Source organism: Actomonas aquatica (assembly GCF_019679435.2).
GTDB lineage: Bacteria > Verrucomicrobiota > Verrucomicrobiia > Opitutales > Opitutaceae > Actomonas > Actomonas aquatica.
This window is the reverse complement of sequence record NZ_CP139781.1, coordinates 163203-180623: the sequence shown is the minus strand read 5'-3', so window position 1 is coordinate 180623 and position 17421 is coordinate 163203. Positions and strand designations below refer to the sequence as shown.

The window sequence follows — 17421 nt, the reverse complement described above, 5'->3', positions numbered from 1 at the left end:
CCTAAGTCGCCTTTGCCGAATCTGGCCACATGGCCTCCGTTGTCTCCACCCCCTGCCCCCTTTCCCCTCCCCCTTGTTGCCATGTTACCTTTTCCGTCCCGGTTTTTCCGTCGCTGCACCCTGGCGTTGCTTAGCGCCACGGCCTTTGGCGTCTCTCTCAACGCCAAGGAGTGGACCCTCGCCGATCAACGCGTCGAAGTCTCCTTCGACGACCAGACCGCCCTTCTCTCTGTGCGCGATCTGATCTCCGGACGCGAGTGGAGCCAAACCGCCAACAACTCGACCTTCACCGTCACGGCGGTTGAGCAAGCGGCCGATCAAATCCACGCCACCCTCGACGGTCCGATCCCCTTCGAGCTCACTCTGCGTCTCGCCGCCAATTCCGATCTCATTGTCACGCTCGACGCGCCCGCCGCGACCCCGCTGACGGAAGGCCTGCGCTACCCGGCTCCCTTCGTCACCCCGGCCGCCGACTGGCATCTCGTGTTCCCCGAAGCCGAGGGCGTGCTGGTGCCGATGGACGAGGTCGAGGATGCCCTCCACCTCGACCGCGAGGTGAGCGTCTACGACATGAGCGGCCTCATCATGCCGTGGGTCGGCATCACCGACCCCGCCCTGCAAGCGGGTTACTCCTTCACCATCGACACGCCCTTTGACGCCAATGTCTGGCTGGCCCGCGCGGGCCAGCAGCCCGCCCCGTCCCCGCAATGGAACGGCGAGATGGGCGAATTCGGCTACGCCCGGCAGGTGCGTTACCACTTCTTCGCCGCCGGCGGTTACGTCGCCCAGGCCAAGCACTACCGCGCCCATGTGCAGGAGAACGCCGAGTTCTCCACGCTGCGCGAACGCGCCAAGACTCGCCCCGCCATCGATAAACTGATCGGCGCCGTGCACATCTACACTTGGTCCGATGGTCGCACCCTCGAACTCGCCGCCGACCTCAAGGCCGCCGGCATCGATCGCGCCTGGATCGGCTGGGATCCCAACCACCCGCCGTATCCGGCTCCCGGTTACAGCGAAGGCCTCACCGAGATGGGCTTCCTCGCCGGCGTCTACGACCTCTACCGCGACGCGTATGCTGATGACGAATACGAAGAGCGCCGCGCCGAACTGCCGGTGCTCCAGGAGCTCTGGCTGCATCGCTACTACTACGACGGCAAATTTGAGGAAATTGTCGCCCGCAATCCCGATGGTTCCCCCCAGACCATGATCCGCAGCTCGGACGTGAACCTCATGCGCTACTGGGTCTGCACCTGCGCCATCCTGCCTCACCTCTCCGACCGCATCACCCGTGAGCTGGCGGTCTATCCCCACGAATCCACCTTCCTCGATGTCACCCTCGCCGCTGGTCCGATCGAGTGCTACGCGCCCGAGCACCGGATGACCCATCGGCAGGACGCCGCCGCGCGCATTGAAATCCACCGCTACATGGCCGAGGAGCTCGGACTCGTGGTGGGCTCCGAATCAGGCGCCGACTACGGCGTGGCTCACACTGAGTTCCTGCACGGACTCATGTCCCTGCACAAACAGTTCGGCGACCGCCGCGGTCCCAACCGTCGCCGCCTCGCCGGCGCGCCCACTTTCCGCGGTGACTGGTCCGACACCGAACGCCCCTCCATGATGTTGGGCGAACACGAGGCCACCGAACGTTACCTCAAGTTTGGCCTCGGCCCCGCCTACCGCGTGCCGCTCTACGAGTTGGTTTATCACGACGCCGTCGTCACCTCCTGGCGCTGGAACGACAACAACCACAAGCAGCCCGCCACCTGGGATCGCAAGGACCTCTATAACGCCCTCTACGCCACCGCCCCGCAGTGGAATCTCGACCTGCCCACGTGGGAAAAGCACCGCGAGAAGTTTGTCACCAGCTACCGCGCCCTCACCGCCATTCTGCGCGACGTGGGCTACAGCGAAATGGTCGACCACCGCTTCCTCGACGCCGACCGCCACGTGCAGGAAACCCGCTTTGCCAACGGCAGTCGCGTGCTCGCCAACTTTGGGGAGAAACCCGTCGTGTTCGGCGACGTCACCATCCCAGCCGGCGGCTTCCAGCACCTCTCCCGCTAAACTCGCCGCCCCGCCCTCGTCCTCGGCATGAAGCTTTTTGAACAACCCCAACGCGATGCCCGGCACATGCTGGTGCTCGCCATGATGGCCGGCGGTTTCAGCACCGTCGAACTCATCACCAACAACCTCATTCCGATCACCACGCGTCACTTCACCGACAGCGCGCTGATCATCTCCATCATCCTCGCCAGCAACCGGCTGTTCGGCTTCGTCGTCCAACCTTACGTCTGCTGGAAGAGCGACCAGGTGCGCACCAAATACGGTCGCCGCCGCCCGTTCTTCCTCGTCGGCTTGCCGCTCACCATCGGCTTCCTGCTCGCGATTGGTCTGCTGCCTCGGCTCATCGAGGGGGACGCCCGTCACACTCTGCCGGCCCTCATCCTCGTCTTCATCATCAACATCGCCATGCAGGCGGTCGTCGACGTCAACTGGGGCAGTCTCGAGCCGCTCTACGCCGACACGTTTAACCAGGAACAACTCGGTCGCGCCGGCTCCTTCCGCCAGATCGCCGCCCAGTCCGCCAACTTCGTCATGGTCACCTGGGTCATCGGTTGGGCCGAGATCGACGAGATCTTCCCCTACCTCTTCGCCGCCACCTGCGTGGCCGTGTCCTTCGCCCTTATGGTGTTTGTGATCCGCGAACGCCCGCTCGAAGACCCACCTCAGCAGGAGCGCTACCAACCGCTGGCCCACCTGCAGCTCATCTTTCGTTCCCGCGATCACCTCAAACTCGCCTTCGTCTGCGGCGCCAACCTTGCGATCCCGGCCGCACTCTTCCTCTTCACCCCGCTCTACGTCACCGACACCCTCGGCCTCTCCACGGCCGAGCTCGGTCTCGCTCAGGTCGCCGGGCCGCTGCTCACCGTCTGCCTCGCGCTCCCGCTCGGCTGGACCATCGATTACTTCGGCCCCAAGTGGGTCATGGCCACCGGCTTTCTCCTCAGCGCCATCGCCTTCACCGGCCTCTGTTTCTGGGCTCACGATTTCTGGTCGCTCTTTGCCTGCCTCACCGTCTTCGGCGTCGCTCAGATCGTCGCCCTCATGCCCATGTCGGCCATGGTGTTTCAATACGCCGACCGCCACGAACGCGGTAAACTCTTCGGCATCATCCAATTCTCCCGCGCCTTCGGTGCCTTCGCCATCTCGCTCCTGCTCGGCATGGCGGTGCAATGGACCGACTCCTACGCGCCGACACCCTTCCGCGCGCAGGACATCAAGCGAGTCTCCACCCTCGCGGATGAAGTCGCCGACCCGGCCTCGCCCGCCCACGCTTGGGTGGCCGATCAACTCACGCCCCGCACCCGTGAACGCCTCGCCGATCCCGACCGCGCCGAGGGCGCCCGTCAGGCCATTGCCGACGAATTGAACCGCCTCGTGTTTGGCCCCGCCGTCTACGACGACCAGCGCTTCGTCGACATTTCCCTCTCCCCCCAAAGCCAAAAGCTCATCACCGAAGCCCCCGCCGACGGTGACCGCCTGGCCGTGCTCAACCGCTCCTTGATCTCGGACCTCTTTCCCGACGCTGTGTCACGGAAAAACAACTACATCTTCCCCTACTACCTCGGCCTCGTCCTCGCGCTGGTGGCCATGGTGGTGGCACTCAGCACCCGCCGCGGTCGTTTCGCCCGCACCCTTTCCGACTCCGACGCCCCTTCCGCCGCCTGACGATGTCCCCCGCCACCTCCGCCTCTCCCCTCGACGCCCTCGATCACCGCCCGGAACTCGCCCCGATCTTTCCGGAGATCGAACGCGCCCACGCGGTGCTGGCTGACTGCCTGCGCCGCGAGGGCCGCATCTATATTTGTGGCAACGGGGGCAGCGCCGCCGACAGCGAGCATTGGGCCGGCGAACTCCTCAAGGGCTTCTACTCCAAACGCCCCGTGCGCAGCCACGAGGGCCGCCGTCTGCCCGCCGACCTCCGCGGCATTCAGGGCGGCCTGCCCGCCATTCCCCTCACCGGTTTCCTTTCGCTGCGCACCGCCGTGGCCAACGACATCGCCGCCGAACTCGAATACGCCCAACTCGTGTGGGCGCTCGGCCGCCCCGGCGACGTCCTCATTGCCATCAGCACCTCCGGCAACGCCCAAAATGTGGCTCTCGCCGCCAAAGCCGCCCGCCTGAAAGACATGACCGTGCTCGGACTCACCGGCGCCCACGGCGGCAAATTGCGTCGCCTCGCCGATCCCTGCCTGCGCGTCCCCGCCGATCGCACCCACCTCATCCAGGAGCTGCATCTCTCCATTTATCACGCCCTCTGCCTGTCGCTCGAGGCCACCTTCTTTCCCCAAGACTAACCCTGTCCCCCCATGAAGTGCCGCGCCAGCCCCCTCCTCCTGCTTCTCACCCTTTGTCTGGCCGCGTCGTTCTCTACCTCCGCGCTCGCCGCTGAGCCGGAATTCGCCCGCACCCGCGTGATCGGCTTCAGTCAGGTCGGCCAACCGCGCGGCGGTTGGTTTGTCGCCGGTGACGTGTTTGAATCCATCGTCGACGACGACCGCTGGGAACTCCTCTGGAACGGCGGAGCCGGCGTCGACCGCTGGCGTGATCCCGACTACGTGGGCTGGTCGCGCGACCTCGTTTCCGCCTGCCCGACCGACACGCCGCCCGATCGCGTCGTGCTCGTCATCAGCGGGCCCTTCGGCGACGACGTCGACCGTTGGACTGAGGCCATCAACGCCACCCTGATCACGATCAACGCCAAGATCCCGTCCGCCCGCCAGATCGTGCTCCAACCCGTGGTCGGCGGTCCCGATGGCGCCCCTTGCCCGGCCCCCGGAGCCGACGGCCGCACTGTGCGCGCCTCGCGCCAGCATCCTCACATCGTCGCCGCCATTCAACGCGTCATCGCCGCGCCCGCGCTGCCCGCGGTTGAAGTCGTGGCGGGTTACGTGCCCCAACTGGAGCGCTGCGACCACTATGCCGATGCTCTCGGCCACCTCACCGCCGAGGGCGCGGAATCCGTCGCCGCGCGCATCGCTCACCACTACGCTGAGCCAACCCGCTCGACGGCTTCGGCGGCGGCGCCCTCGCCGCGCGCGCGCCGCAACCGTCCGCCGCTGACCCTCAGCGAATGGGTCGATCCCAACACCACACCGGAGCGCCTGACCTACGCCACGTTTCACAGCCCGGTGGTGGGCCAGGACGTCAGCTATACGGTGTATCTGCCCGATGAATACGAGAGCGCGCCCGAACACCGCTACCCGGTGGTCTACTGGCTGCACGGCCGCGGCGGGCGCCAGGATGGTGCCCGCAACTTCGCCGTGGCCCTCGAAGCCGCGATCGCGGCCGGCGAGGCTCCGCCCATGATCGTCGTCGGCGTCAACGGCCGGCGCATCGGGAGTTGGGTCGATGCCGCCAACGGCCAGTCGCCCGTGCAATCCATGCTAGTGCACGACCTCATCCCGCACGTCGACGCCACCTATCGCACGATCCGTCATCGGTCCGCTCGCGCCATCGAAGGTTTCTCCATGGGGGGAGCCGGCGCGCCCAAAATCGGTTTTAAATACCCCGAGCTGTTTGGCGTCGTGGGTATCATGGCCGGCGCCCTGCACGACTACGACAGCTACGCCACCCGCGGCACCGCCCTGCAAGACCTCTACAACGGCAGCCGCCCCTACTACGCAGCCAACTCTCCGTGGCAGCTGGTAGTGGCCCACGCCGATCTCATTCGCGATCGCACCCACGTGCGCATCGCCGTCGGCGACGCGGATCGCCTCCTCGACAAAAACGTCGCCTTCCACGAACTCCTGACCGAGCTCGGCATAGCCCACACCTTCGACGTCCTGCCGGAGGTCACGCACAATCCGCGCGAGATCTACGACGCACTCGGCGACAAGACCTGGGCCTTCTACCGCGATGCCTTTGCTGCGACGCAGCCGTAAGCGTTCGCTGCTGCTTGCCGTCGGCTTGTTGACGGCGGCGATCGCCGCGGCGAAGACGCCGGAAACGCTCGTGGTCACCGATCGTTTCGACACGGCGCCCGACTTCGTCCCGCCCACCGCCGACGCCCCCTGCCCTTACTTTCTCCTGACCGGATCCGAACTCGCCCTCGGCACCAGCGTCGCGGGACAAAAACAACCGCCAGCCAAAGCCATCGCCGCCCTCGTGGCGGACGCTCTGCGCAGCCAACATTACGTGCCGACCACCGTCGGCGGTCCGGCCCCGGAGCTCGTCATCGTGTTCCATTGGGGCAACGCCAACCTCGAGCTCGACGAGTGGGAGGAAACCGATCCCAACACCGGCGAAAGCGAAACGCAATCGATCGCACGCAACACCCCCTCCATCGCCCGTCTCATCGGACTCGATCGCCTGCAGGAGCGTTCGCTCTCCCTCGCCGAAGAGCACCGCCTCGCCACCATCCTGTCGGAAGACCGGCTCTATCTCGTGATTGGCGCGCTCGACGCCACCGCGCTCGCCAACGGCCAACGCCGGCTCGTCTGGCGCACCTGGATCAGCATCCCCGCCCTCCGTCACAACCTGACGCGCGACCTGCCCGCCATGCTCGCCCACGCCGCCCCGCACCTTGGACGCGAATCCGACGCCCCACTGATCTTCACCCGTGGCGAAGCCGCCACCGAAGTCGAAGTCGGCACGCCCACCGTCGTCCCGGACGCCGAACCAAACCGCTAAACGCGCGACAGGCCACCACCTCGCACTTCTCGGCCTACACCTTCCAGCTGTAGGGCTCGACCTCGTGTCGAGCCGCCACGTTGGATCGCCCCAAAGGCTCCCGCCGCCCCAATCACCCCTTCCCGGGCCCGGGCGGCGGCACCGCGACGCCGTCGAGAAAGGGATCATTCGTCCGCTTCATCCAGTCATCGAGCTTGCCGCGCAGGCGATGAATCTCGTCGGCATAGCGCGCATCGTTGATCCGGTTGCAGGTTTCCTGCGGATCCAGGTAGAGGTCGAAAAACAACTCGTCGCCCAGGCCGCGATCAAACCCGCCCCATGCGGCAACAAGCTTCTTGGTCGGTCCTTCATCACAGTTGGCCGACTTCGGTCCGACCGGATCGAGGCGGCGAATGTATTTAAACCGTTCCGTGCGCACCGCACGCGCCGCTTCGGCGACTTCGTGCCAGCCTTGTTCGCCGTAAATCTCGTCGTGCAGGCGCTCACATTCACCGCGCACCAGCGGCAACAACGAACGTCCTTCCATCCAATCCGGACCAGCGATGCCTGCCAGGTCCATGATCGTCGGATACAGATCTCGGTGCGTCACCATGGCATCCACCACGCGCCCTCCCGTGAATCCCTCCGGTCCACGCATCATAAGCATCACGCCGAGTCCGTGGTCGGTCAGGTTGCACTTCATGCCGGGCCAGGCGATGCCGTGATCGGTCGTCACGATGATCAAAGTTTCATCCGCCACGCCAGCGGCATCCACCGCCGCGATCACGTGACCCATGCGCGCATCGAGTCGACGCACACCTTCCCGATAACTTGCCATGTCCTGACGAATCTCGGGACGATCCGGATAGATCGCCGGCGGCAGAGTGTAGCGCGAATCCAACGCCGCCACATCATAGGGATCGGGTTTGGAAAAACCGCCGCCGGACTCCGGTTCGCCTTGGCAATTATCGCGATGGGTTTGGTCGAAACCCACCGTCATGAACCACGGCTTTCGCTCCTCGGCTTGCGCCGCCCGATGCACAAAAGCTGCTGCCCGCTCATGCAGATCCGCCACGTCCTCGCCCATGTCGTCATGGTTGAGGATTTCGTCGAAACCTTGCGTGCCGATCTCTTCCTTGGGCGTCACATGCTGCACCCCACCGAGCACAGCGTGATAACCCGCGGACTTGAGCGTATGCGGCAACAGGTGGCCGACATCCTTGAGCCGATAAGACCACGGCGGATTCGACAACCCATGCATGCCGCAGACATGCGGCGACTGCCCCGTCAGCAACGCCGCCCGACTCGGCGAACAGGTCGGCGCGGCGCAGAACGCCTGGCGAAAGAGCACCCCTTGCTCGGCAAACGCCTGCAGTCGCGGCGTCGACACCGCATGCCCGTAGGGCTGCACATAACGACCCGTGTCGTGGGAATGAAGATGAAGTATGTTCAAGCGGGGTTTCATGAAGAAGGAGTCAGATGGGCCGGCGGCGCGGCGGGAAATCGGAGGGAACCAGGAGTGGGGGTAAAACTCGGTTCGGAGCCAAGGGGTGACGCCCATTGCAGGGCATCGGTTGAAGCGTCGTCATGCTTCCCCTGATACCGCCTGACTCGCCACGCCTTTGTAGGTTTAGCCGTTGAGCAAATTGCGGTCCTGCGCCATCCTGCCCCCCGTCTCCAAAACCCGATTTCGCGCTTCTGCTCGTCGGGCGTGAAACTTTGTCCGCCTCACACCGTCAACGGATAAACCGCGCAAGCCATTGCGAGCCCTTCGCCGCCCTCCACGGTCGATCCACCAGCCCCCTTCCCCGTTCTCCCCACTCCCATGAAACTCCCCTTTCGCTCCCGCCCGGCCGGTCTTGTTGGCCTGATCGCCCTTGCTTTCACGTCCATGATTTCGCTCCCGGCTCAGGATGCCCGCCCTCTCCCCGACGGCGTGATCGCCCACCGCGACCTGCCCTACGTGGTCGACGGCCATGAACGTCAGGTGCTCGACCTCTACCTGCCCGAATCCGCCGAGGGTCCGGTGCCACTTTTTGTGTGGATTCACGGTGGCGCCTGGCGCGCCGGCAACAAGGACGGCGTCCCGCCCCTGCGCCAGGGTTTTGTCGGCCAAGGTTACGCCGTCGCCAGCCTCAATTACCGCCTCAGCCAACACGCCACCTTCCCCGCCCAGATCGAGGACTGCAAAGCCGCCATCCGCTGGCTGCGCGCCCACGCGGCCGACTACGGTATCGATCCCGACCACGTTGCGGTGGGTGGTTCCTCTGCCGGCGGACACCTCGCCGCGCTCGTCGGCACCAGCGGAGACGTGACCGCGTTCGACGTCGGCGCCCACCTCGACGAATCCTCCCGGGTGCAAGCTGTCGTTGATTATTTCGGTCCCACCGACTTCACCCAGATGGACGCCCACGCTCTGCCCGATTCGCCCATCGTGCACGACGATCCCGCGTCCCCCGAATCCGTCCTCATCGGCGGCGCCATTCAGGATCCGGCCAACTACGAAAAAGTGCAGGCCGCCAACTCGATTACCTACGTCACCTCCGACGATCCGCCCTTCCTCATCATTCACGGCGATGCCGACCCGGTCGTGGCTCACCACCAAAGCGAATTGCTCCACGCCGCGCTCGGTAAACTCGAGTTGCCCTCCCATTTCGTGACCGTCGAGGGCGGCGGTCACGGTCGCGGTTTCCCCGGCGACAAACTCGTGCCCATTGTCAGCGCCTTCCTTGATCTCCACCTCCGCGGCAAAACGACCGCCGCCACCGAATGGCCGACCGCCATGACCTCTTCCGTGCCCGCCGGCCCCATCGAGCCGCCCCCCGCCCGCGCCAACAACAACGCCGCCGCCAACAACAATAACAACAACGCTGGCAACCGCTCCGGACCGCCTACCTGGGCCCAGCTCACCGAGCGCTCCGACCGCAATCACGACGGTAAAATTTCCCGCGAGGAATTCCCCGGCCCCGATCGCCTCTTCGGCCGCCTCGACGCCGATGGCGATGGCTTCCTCACCGAAGCCGAACACAACCAGGCCACCGATCGCTTGCGCCGTCGCAACTAACCCCCTGCCGCGCCCCGCGGCGGCCGCATCGCTTCCGTCGCGTCATCCGTCGATTCGCGCCGCCGGCTCCGCCGCCTCCGCTCGTCCCCGTTCCTGTTAGGCTCCCTTATCCGCCTGTTCCCCATGACCCTTCGCCTGCGTCTTTTCACCGGCTTCCTCCTCCTCGCCACCGTCCTCAGCGCCGCCTTGCCCACCGGCTTTCAACGCGACGGCGACACCTGGACCCTCCCCTGGGGTGACACCACCCTCCAAGGCATCCTCATCGAGCCGTCCGCCCCCGCCGACGGTCCCCGCCCCGCCGTGCTGCTCAGCCACGGTCTCGGTGGTTCCGCCGCAAATCAACGCCATCGCGCCCAACAGTTCGCCGACGCCGGCTACGTCGCCATCGCGGTCGACTACGCCCACGCCGGCCCGGGCCAGATGCGCAATCCCGACAACGCCGCCAGTCCCGAAAACATCCGCCGCGCCAAAGCCTGTTTCGATATTCTCGCCGCCCTGCCCGACGTCGCCCCCGAACGCCGCTACGCCTGGGGCTTCAGCATGGGTGCCATCCTCACCTGCGGGCTCGTCGCCGAACATCCCGACCTCGTCGCCGCCGCCGCCATCATGGCCGGAGGCATTCAGGAAAACCCGGAGCGCCTCTACATCTCCGCCGAGCAGGCCCGCCACATCCGCACGCCGATGCTCATCCTCCACGGCGAAGCCGATACCCGCGTGCTGCCGGAATGGTCCGCCCTCCTCGCCGAGGTGCTCGCCGAGGTCGGCACGCCCTACGAGCGCTACACCTATCCCGGCGTCAACCACCCCGGCATCCTCCGCGAGGCCGATGCCAACGACCGCATCCTGCCGTGGTTCGCCCGTTTCCCTGCCGCCGCTTCCGCTTCCACCAGCTCCACCACCACGACCTCCGCGGCATCTGCGCCCTCCTCCCGCCCGCGCGCCGCCGCGGAACCCGACACCCCCATGCCGGGCGAGTCCCGCGTCATCACGCGCGACGGCGTCGACTACCTGACCTACGAATCCGAGGCCGGCTTCGCCGAACTCGAACGCTTGCTCGCCGCCGACGCCACCACGCCGCTCACGCCGGGCGAATACCAGATGCGCTACTTCCGCTCGGCTGCCGATGGCTCCGTGCAACCCTACGGTCTGTGGGTGCCGCCCGGCTACGATCCGGCCAAACCCTACGATCTCCTCATCCAACTCCACGGCATCGGTCCCAAAACCCTCGCCGATCGCCGCCAGACTTGGACCGGTCAGGGCGTCACCGCGTGGATCGACACCGACGATCCCACCGTGGTCATTCACCCCTTCGGCCGCGGCAATTCCTTCTATCAGGGAATCGGCGAAACCGACGTGCTCGAAGCCATTGCCGACACCCGCCGCCGCGTTTCCATCCCCGATGATCGCATCTTCATCATGGGCCACTCCATGGGCGGCGCCGGCGCGTGGATGGTCGGCCTGCACTACCCCGATCGCTTCGGCAGCATCACCCCCATCGACGCCGCCATGGGCTTCGACGATGAACTCGCCGACCCGACCGCCCTGCCCGCGTGGATGCGCCCGCAGCTCGTGATGTTCAGTCAGGAAAACCTCTTCCCCAACGCCCGCAACGTCCTCGTTTATCTCAAGAACGCCGGCGCCGGCATCCAGACCGATTCCACCTTCTTCATGGACGGCGTCGTCGCCGCCGGCGGCTTCGCCACCACCGAGTTTTTCCCCGGCAAGGGTCACTACTGGGCCCGCGAATTGTCCCACGCCATGTTCACCGCCCAGGCCACGCAAGTGCCCACGCCCACCGCCCCGCCCGAGGTGAAGTTCATGACTAATACCCTGCGCTACCACCGCGCCTATTGGGTGGACATCGACCAACTCAGCGCCCCCGCCACCGTCGCCACGATCACCGCCACCCACGACAACGGCATTCCGCCTCCCCTGCCGCCCGCCGCGCGTCGCCGCGGTATCAAACCTCCGGCCCCCACGCCGCCCACGCTCAACGTCACCACCGCCAACATCGCCGCGCTCACCCTGCACCTCGCCGACGCCGGCATCACCGCCGACGCCATGCCGGCCCTCGCCATCGACGACTCCGTCATCCCCGCAGAGCAACTCAGCGCCATCGTCCATCTCACCCGCGACGCCGCCGGTGCCTGGTCCACTGTATCCGCTCCGGCCATACCGGCCGGCGCCAAACGCCCCGGCCTGCAGGGTCCCGTCGGCGACGCCTTCACCCGCCCTTTCCTCGCCGTCTACGGTGACGCCCCCGGCGACCGCGCACTCGCCATCGCCGAGCTCGACGCCATTCGCAATCCGCCCACCCGCCTCGTCATCCACGGCGAGTTCCCGCTCAAACCCGCCGCTGCCGTCACCGCCGAGGACATCGCCACCAAGGACCTCATCCTCTTCGGCTCGGTCGACAGTCACCCGCTGCTGCGCCGCTACGCCCCCCAACTGCCGCGCGAGCTGCTCACCGGCGACACCGTCTTCATCCAGCCCAATCCCGAGAGCCCCGACCACTACGTCGTCGTCTGGCAAACCGCCGTGCTCAGCCGTCCGGACCTCGGGCTGCGCGCCGGTTACATCCAGCCGGTGAACCTGCTGCCCGACTTCATTCGCGTGCAGGACGCCGGCATCGTCGAAGCCGGTCACTTCACCAACCAATGGACCCTGCCGCAGCCGTGAGCGCTCTCCGTCCCAACATCCTCTTCCTCCTAAGCGATCAGCACCACGCCGGCTGCGCCGGTTACGCCGGGCACCCGACCCTCGCCACCCCCGCCCTCGATCAACTCGCCGCCGAGGGCCTCACCTTCGATCGCGCCTATTGCCAGAACCCGGTCTGCGCCGCCAGCCGCGCCTGCCTCATGACCGGCGCCCTCTCCCGCGACCACGGCGTCTACGACAACCGCCACGTGCTCGACGGCCGCCTGCCGACCTTCCCCGCCACGCTCTCCGCCGCCGGCTACCGCACCGCCGTCATCGGCAAAACTCACTTCAACGGCGATCAATATCAGGGGTATCAGGAACGTCCCTACGGCGACCTCAAGGGCCAGGCCCACCAACCCGACCCGGCCCGCCGTCCCGACCGCGGCGAATCCGGCCTCGGCGGCGTCGTAAAACCCGCCGGTCCGTCCGGCATTCCGCTCCCCCTCACCCAAACCGAGATCTGCGTGGCCGAGGCCGCCAAGTGGCTGCAGGCGCACACCGCCACCCGCGCCGACGATCCGTTCTGCCTGAGCGTCCACTTCGACAAACCACATTTCCCGCTCTGCCCACCCGCGCACTACTTCGAGCGCCACGCCGGCAAGGTCAGCTTGCCCGAGGTTCCGCCCGGCCAGTTCGAGCGCGAGGTGCCGTTCGTGCGCGCCGCCATGCGCAACAACGGCGAACCCGACCCGGAGCGACGCCACCGCGCCGCCCACGAACGCGCCCTCGCCGCTTACTACGGTTGCATCGAATGGATCGACGACGCCATCGGCCGCATCCTCGCCACCCTCGACTACCTCGGCCTGCGCGAAAACACCCTGGTCATCTACTCCAGCGATCACGGCGAGATGGCCGGCGAGCGCGGCACCTGGCAAAAGACCGTGTTCTTCGACGCCAGCGCCCGCGTGCCGCTGCTGGTGCGTTGGCCCGCCGGCATCCCGACGCCGCGCCGCGTGTCGGACCTCGTTGGGCTGGTCGATTGGTATCCCACCTTCTGCGAGCTCGCCGGCGTCCCGGCCCCCGACTCCTGCCGCGGCCGTAGCCTCGCCCCGCTCTTCACCGGCGCCGCGCTCGACCGCGACGAGGTATGGAGCGAAAGCGTCGTCCTCGGTGAGCCCGCCCACGCCGGCTGCATGCTGCGCACCGACCGCTGGAAGTTGAACCACTACCTCGACGGCGCGGACGAGCTCTACGACCTCTCTGCCGACCCGGCCGAGCAGCACAACCTGTTCAACGATCCCGCGCACTCGACCACACGCGACCGCCTCCTCGCGCGCCTCCACCAGCTCTGGGAGCCCGACCTCCAGCGCCAGCGTTACGACGCCCACCCCATCGCGCCGGAGCACAAACACACCTACCCGTATTCCAACCAGTTTGTTCTGGCCGACGGCACCATGATCGACGCCCGGCCCTGACGGACGGCTTGCCCGTCATTTTTTCCATGCCCAAACCCGTCTTTCACCTCACCTCCTCGGGCTACTTCGCCCGCGGGGAGCAACGCATCATTCCCGTCGGCGTCAATTACTGGCCCGGCTCCTGCGGCGTCGAAATGTGGCAACGCTGGCCCGTCCGCGAGATCCAGCACGACCTCGATACGATGGTTGCCCTCGGCTTCAACTGCGTGCGTTTCTTTGTGCGCTGGCAGGACTTCGAGCCCACGCCCGGCCGCTACAACGCCACCGCCTTCAAGCGCCTCGACACCTTCCTCAAATGGTGCGCCAAGCGCAAACTGCTCACCCAGCCGTCCCTCTTCGTCGGCTGGATGAGTGGCGGCATCTTCTGGCCCGAGTGGAAAGCCGGCCGCAACCTCTTCGCCGATCCCACCCTGCGCCGCCGCGGCTTCGCCTTCGCCGGCCGCGTCGCCCGCGCCCTCGCGCCGCACCGCCAGACTATCCTCGCCGTCGATCAGGGCAACGAGATCTGCTGCCTGCCCGACTGCCTCGAGGCGCCGCCCGCCGACGTCATTTCCTGGTGCACCGAGGTCAACCGCGCCGTGCGCCGCGCCTACCCCGACTGCCTCATCATCTCCGGCAACGAACAGGCCCAGATCACCGTCGACACCGGCTGGCGCTTCGACGCTCAGGAGGGCTGCGACCTGTATTCAATGCACACCTACCCCAACGGGGCGTGGCATTCCCTCTCGGTCGACGGCATGACCGATCCCCTCACCGCCAGCCTCTTCCCGCTCTACCTCAAATGCGCCCGTGCCTTCGGTCCGGTCATGATGCAGGAGTTCGGCACCATCTTCACCCTCGGCGAGTGCTGCGACACCTATCTGCGCGCCATGCTGCCCGCCGCCTGGGAGGCCGGCGCCAACGGTTTCCTCTGGTGGAGCCTGCGCGACTTCAGCGCCCCCGGCCATCCCTACAACAAAAACGCCTTCGAGGGTCCGCTCGGCATCGCCAACGACCGCGACGAACTCAAACCCACCTTGCGCGTCTTCGGCGAATTCATCGCCACCCTCGCCGACCGCCCCAAGCCAGTGACCGACCAGGGTGACGTCGCCCTGTATTGGCCGCTCCACTACTACGATCGCGACGAGCCGCTCAACCCCGGCAACGTGCCGCAGGAGCTCTCCCGTCGCCTCGTCATCGCCCACTACACCCTCACCGAACTCGGCCACCGCGTCGGCGTCGTGCGCGGCGACCGGCCGCTCACCGACATCAGCGCCCATACCATCGTCATCACCGGCGCCTCCCTCACCGCCCGCGAGGTGGAGCAGCTGCAGGCCTGGGTGGAAGACGGCGGCCGCGTGCTGTGGCACGGCGTCGACCTCACCACCTGCGGCGTCGAAATCAACGCCCTGCTCGGCGCCGATGCCACCGATCTCTACGCGCCCTCCGCCCCCGGCGTGGTCGCCTTCGGCCAGACCTGGCACTTCACCGATTTCGCCAAAGGCGTCTTCACTGGCTTCGAACCGCGCACCGCCCAGGTGTTGGCCAAAGATAAGCGCAAACGTCCGGTGGTGCTCGCGCACGACGTCGGCCAGGGCCGCGTCGTCGCCTGCCTCGCTCAACCCGACGACGACTTTGCCCGCCACTCCGCCGATCGCGACGACCGCCCCCGCTGGGCCCGCTGGTATCGCGGCATGTTACGCGCGCTCAAACCCACCGCTTCCCCGCGGCGCCAACGATGAACGCCACGGCCAGTGCTCCGGCCGGCAGCTACCTCGGTATCGACATCGGCGGCACCAAGGTCGCGCTCTGCCGCTGGCGCCCCCAGGGCCGACTCCAACGCCTCGACGAGTTTCCGTCCGCCGGACCCGACGAGACCTTTGAAAACATCGGCGCCCGCCTGCGCGGACGTCTCCCGCGCGACCTCGTGGCGATCGGCATCGCCTGCGGCGGCCCCCTCGACGCGAAACGCGGACTCATCCTCTCGCCGCCCAACCTGCCCGGTTGGGACGAAGTGCCCATCACGCGCCTACTGACCCACCTCACCGGCGCGCCCTCCTTCCTCGTCAACGACGCCAACGCCAACGCCCTCGCCGAGTGGCGCTTTGGGGCCGGCCGCGACTGCGACTCGCTCATCTACCTCACCGCCGGCACCGGCATGGGCGCCGGCATCGTGCTCAACGGCCGGCTCGTCACCGGCGCCAACGGCAACGCCGGTGAAGTCGGCCACTGGCGCCTCGCCGCCCGCGGCCCCGAGGGCTACCACAAACGCGGCTCCTTTGAAGGCTACTGCAGCGGCGGTGCCCTGCCTGAGCTGGTGCAATACCTCCCCACCGCCGAGCGCCCGGCAGACTGGCGCGTCTGGCGTCAGGCGCATCCCACCGCCAAAGCCATCGGCCGCGCCGCCGACGCCGGTGATGCCACCGCGCAAGCCGTGCTGCGCCTCTCCGGCGAAAAACTCGGCGCAGCGCTCGCCCTGCTCATCGACGCCCTCGACCCCGAGTGCATCGTCGCCGGCAACCTCTATCGACGCTGCCGCCGCTGGCTGGAACCGGCCATGCGCCGCGTGATCAACGCCGAAGCCCTGTCCCCCGGGGCCCAGACCTGCAGCATCCGCTCCGCCCGCCTCGGCGAACGCATCGGCGACTACGGCGCCATCTGCGCCGCCCTCCACGGCCTGGGCGTGCTGGGTTAAGCAATCTTTCCGATTGTAGCGGCGGCCGCCGGTCCCGCGACCGCAGCGATGTCGGCCGCTCCCCTCGCGCCGTTGCCCGAATCACACTACGTAGCGATCACCTGCACCACGATGCTGCTGAACCGTCACTGCGCGAAACACGGGTCATTCTGCCACACTCTTTTTCAAATCCCTTGCCTTATCCCTTGGGTTTTGGACCTTTACCGTTTTATCGCACAAATAATTGTGCCTATACAACGTTGGCCGGAAAGATGCGATTCGCAGCATTAGCTTTCACCCTAGTTCTTCCCCTCGCGACAAGAGCCGACGAGAGCGACGAGCAATTGATCGTTTGGCCCGATGCCGCCGCAGTCTCCGAAGCCGAGCGCTTACGAGACAAAGTTTCGTTGTCAGAGGAAGTGGTTCTCGGTGTCCTGATCAGCGACTCCCAGTTGATCAAGATTCGCTTCGGTATCTCCACGAAAGGAAACGGCACCGTATCGCTTCCGGGTCTGACGGTGCGAGTCTATGATATGCACGCCGATGGTAGCACATTTCGCGGAGGCTTGCTTAAATGCGAGTGGCACAGAGAAGGAGACTACCCGTATCTCGACTTTGTCGTTACTGGAATGGCCGTTCGCTACGATGAGAAAGGCGACGCGGAGATTGGCGAGGTGCCGGTGAAGGGCGTATTCAGGTATTCGGCGGCGGAACGCCGGTTCTATCCGATTTCGTGTTCAGAAGAAATCGATTTCTGGTCATCAGATCTATGAAGAAGGCCAACCAACCAGTCGAGCCAACGAGCCACAGAGAGCCGTAAGGGGTCAAGAGCCGTAAGGGGTCAGGCTTTGTAGTTTGTAGTTGAAGCAAGAGCCGTAAGGGGTCAGGCTTTGTAGTTTGTAGTTGAGGCGCCC

At 66.4% G+C, this 17421-nt stretch carries 12 protein-coding genes; 11 read left to right on the top strand and 1 reads right to left on the bottom strand.

Annotated features, from left to right (window positions below; all coding sequences use genetic code 11):
* The first annotated feature begins 81 nt into the window (after positions 1 to 81).
* The 5 genes from K1X11_RS00690 to K1X11_RS00670 are packed head-to-tail and all read left to right on the top strand — an operon-like array spanning position 82 to position 6696.
* Positions 82 to 2067, top strand: a complete 1986-nt coding sequence (locus K1X11_RS00690; protein ID WP_221029057.1) for a glycoside hydrolase — start codon at positions 82 to 84, stop codon at positions 2065 to 2067.
* 27 nt (positions 2068 to 2094) lie between these two features.
* Positions 2095 to 3732 (top strand): MFS transporter, encoded by a 1638-nt coding sequence (locus tag K1X11_RS00685; protein ID WP_221029058.1) that lies wholly within the window; start codon positions 2095 to 2097, stop codon positions 3730 to 3732.
* A gap of 2 nt (positions 3733 to 3734) precedes the next feature.
* Complete coding sequence (locus K1X11_RS00680; RefSeq protein WP_221029059.1) at positions 3735 to 4361, top strand: D-sedoheptulose-7-phosphate isomerase; 627 nt, start codon at positions 3735 to 3737, stop codon at positions 4359 to 4361.
* Between the two features lie 12 nt (positions 4362 to 4373).
* Positions 4374 to 5948, top strand: coding sequence for an alpha/beta hydrolase (locus K1X11_RS00675; protein ID WP_221029060.1), 1575 nt, complete (start codon positions 4374 to 4376; stop codon positions 5946 to 5948).
* Positions 5923 to 6696 carry a hypothetical protein gene (locus tag K1X11_RS00670; RefSeq protein WP_221029061.1) on the top strand — a complete coding sequence of 258 codons (774 nt, stop codon included), beginning with the start codon at positions 5923 to 5925 and terminating at the stop codon, positions 6694 to 6696. Before K1X11_RS00675 ends, K1X11_RS00670 begins: the two co-directional genes overlap by 26 nt.
* Positions 6697 to 6808: 112 nt before the next feature.
* On the opposite strand, the gene K1X11_RS00665 is transcribed toward K1X11_RS00670, so the two are convergent.
* Entirely contained in the window at positions 6809 to 8140 is a 1332-nt protein-coding gene (locus K1X11_RS00665) for a sulfatase family protein (protein WP_221029062.1), read from the bottom strand.
* Positions 8141 to 8500: 360 nt separating this feature from the next.
* Between K1X11_RS00665 and K1X11_RS00660 the strand changes: the two genes are divergently transcribed.
* The 6 genes from K1X11_RS00660 (at position 8501) to K1X11_RS00635 (ending at position 17280) form a co-directional block, all read left to right on the top strand.
* On the top strand, positions 8501 to 9739 hold the full coding sequence (locus K1X11_RS00660; RefSeq protein WP_221029063.1) for an alpha/beta hydrolase fold domain-containing protein: 1239 nt from the start codon (positions 8501 to 8503) through the stop codon (positions 9737 to 9739).
* A 123-nt stretch (positions 9740 to 9862) separates the two neighbouring features.
* Positions 9863 to 12418 (top strand): alpha/beta fold hydrolase, encoded by a 2556-nt coding sequence (locus tag K1X11_RS00655; RefSeq protein ID WP_221029064.1) that lies wholly within the window; start codon positions 9863 to 9865, stop codon positions 12416 to 12418.
* On the top strand, positions 12415 to 13854 hold the full coding sequence (locus tag K1X11_RS00650; RefSeq protein WP_221029065.1) for a sulfatase family protein: 1440 nt from the start codon (positions 12415 to 12417) through the stop codon (positions 13852 to 13854). Before K1X11_RS00655 ends, K1X11_RS00650 begins: the two co-directional genes overlap by 4 nt.
* A 26-nt stretch (positions 13855 to 13880) precedes the next feature.
* The gene (locus K1X11_RS00645; RefSeq protein ID WP_221029066.1) at positions 13881 to 15575 is read left to right on the top strand and encodes a beta-galactosidase; all 1695 of its coding nucleotides are present in this window, start codon (positions 13881 to 13883) and stop codon (positions 15573 to 15575) included.
* The gene (locus K1X11_RS00640; RefSeq protein WP_221029067.1) at positions 15572 to 16528 is read left to right on the top strand and encodes an ROK family protein; all 957 of its coding nucleotides are present in this window, start codon (positions 15572 to 15574) and stop codon (positions 16526 to 16528) included. The genes K1X11_RS00645 and K1X11_RS00640 overlap by 4 nt, the downstream gene beginning before the upstream one ends.
* A gap of 173 nt (positions 16529 to 16701) precedes the next feature.
* Positions 16702 to 17280 (top strand): hypothetical protein, encoded by a 579-nt coding sequence (locus K1X11_RS00635; RefSeq protein WP_221029068.1) that lies wholly within the window; start codon positions 16702 to 16704, stop codon positions 17278 to 17280.
* The last annotated feature ends 141 nt before the right edge of the window (positions 17281 to 17421 follow it).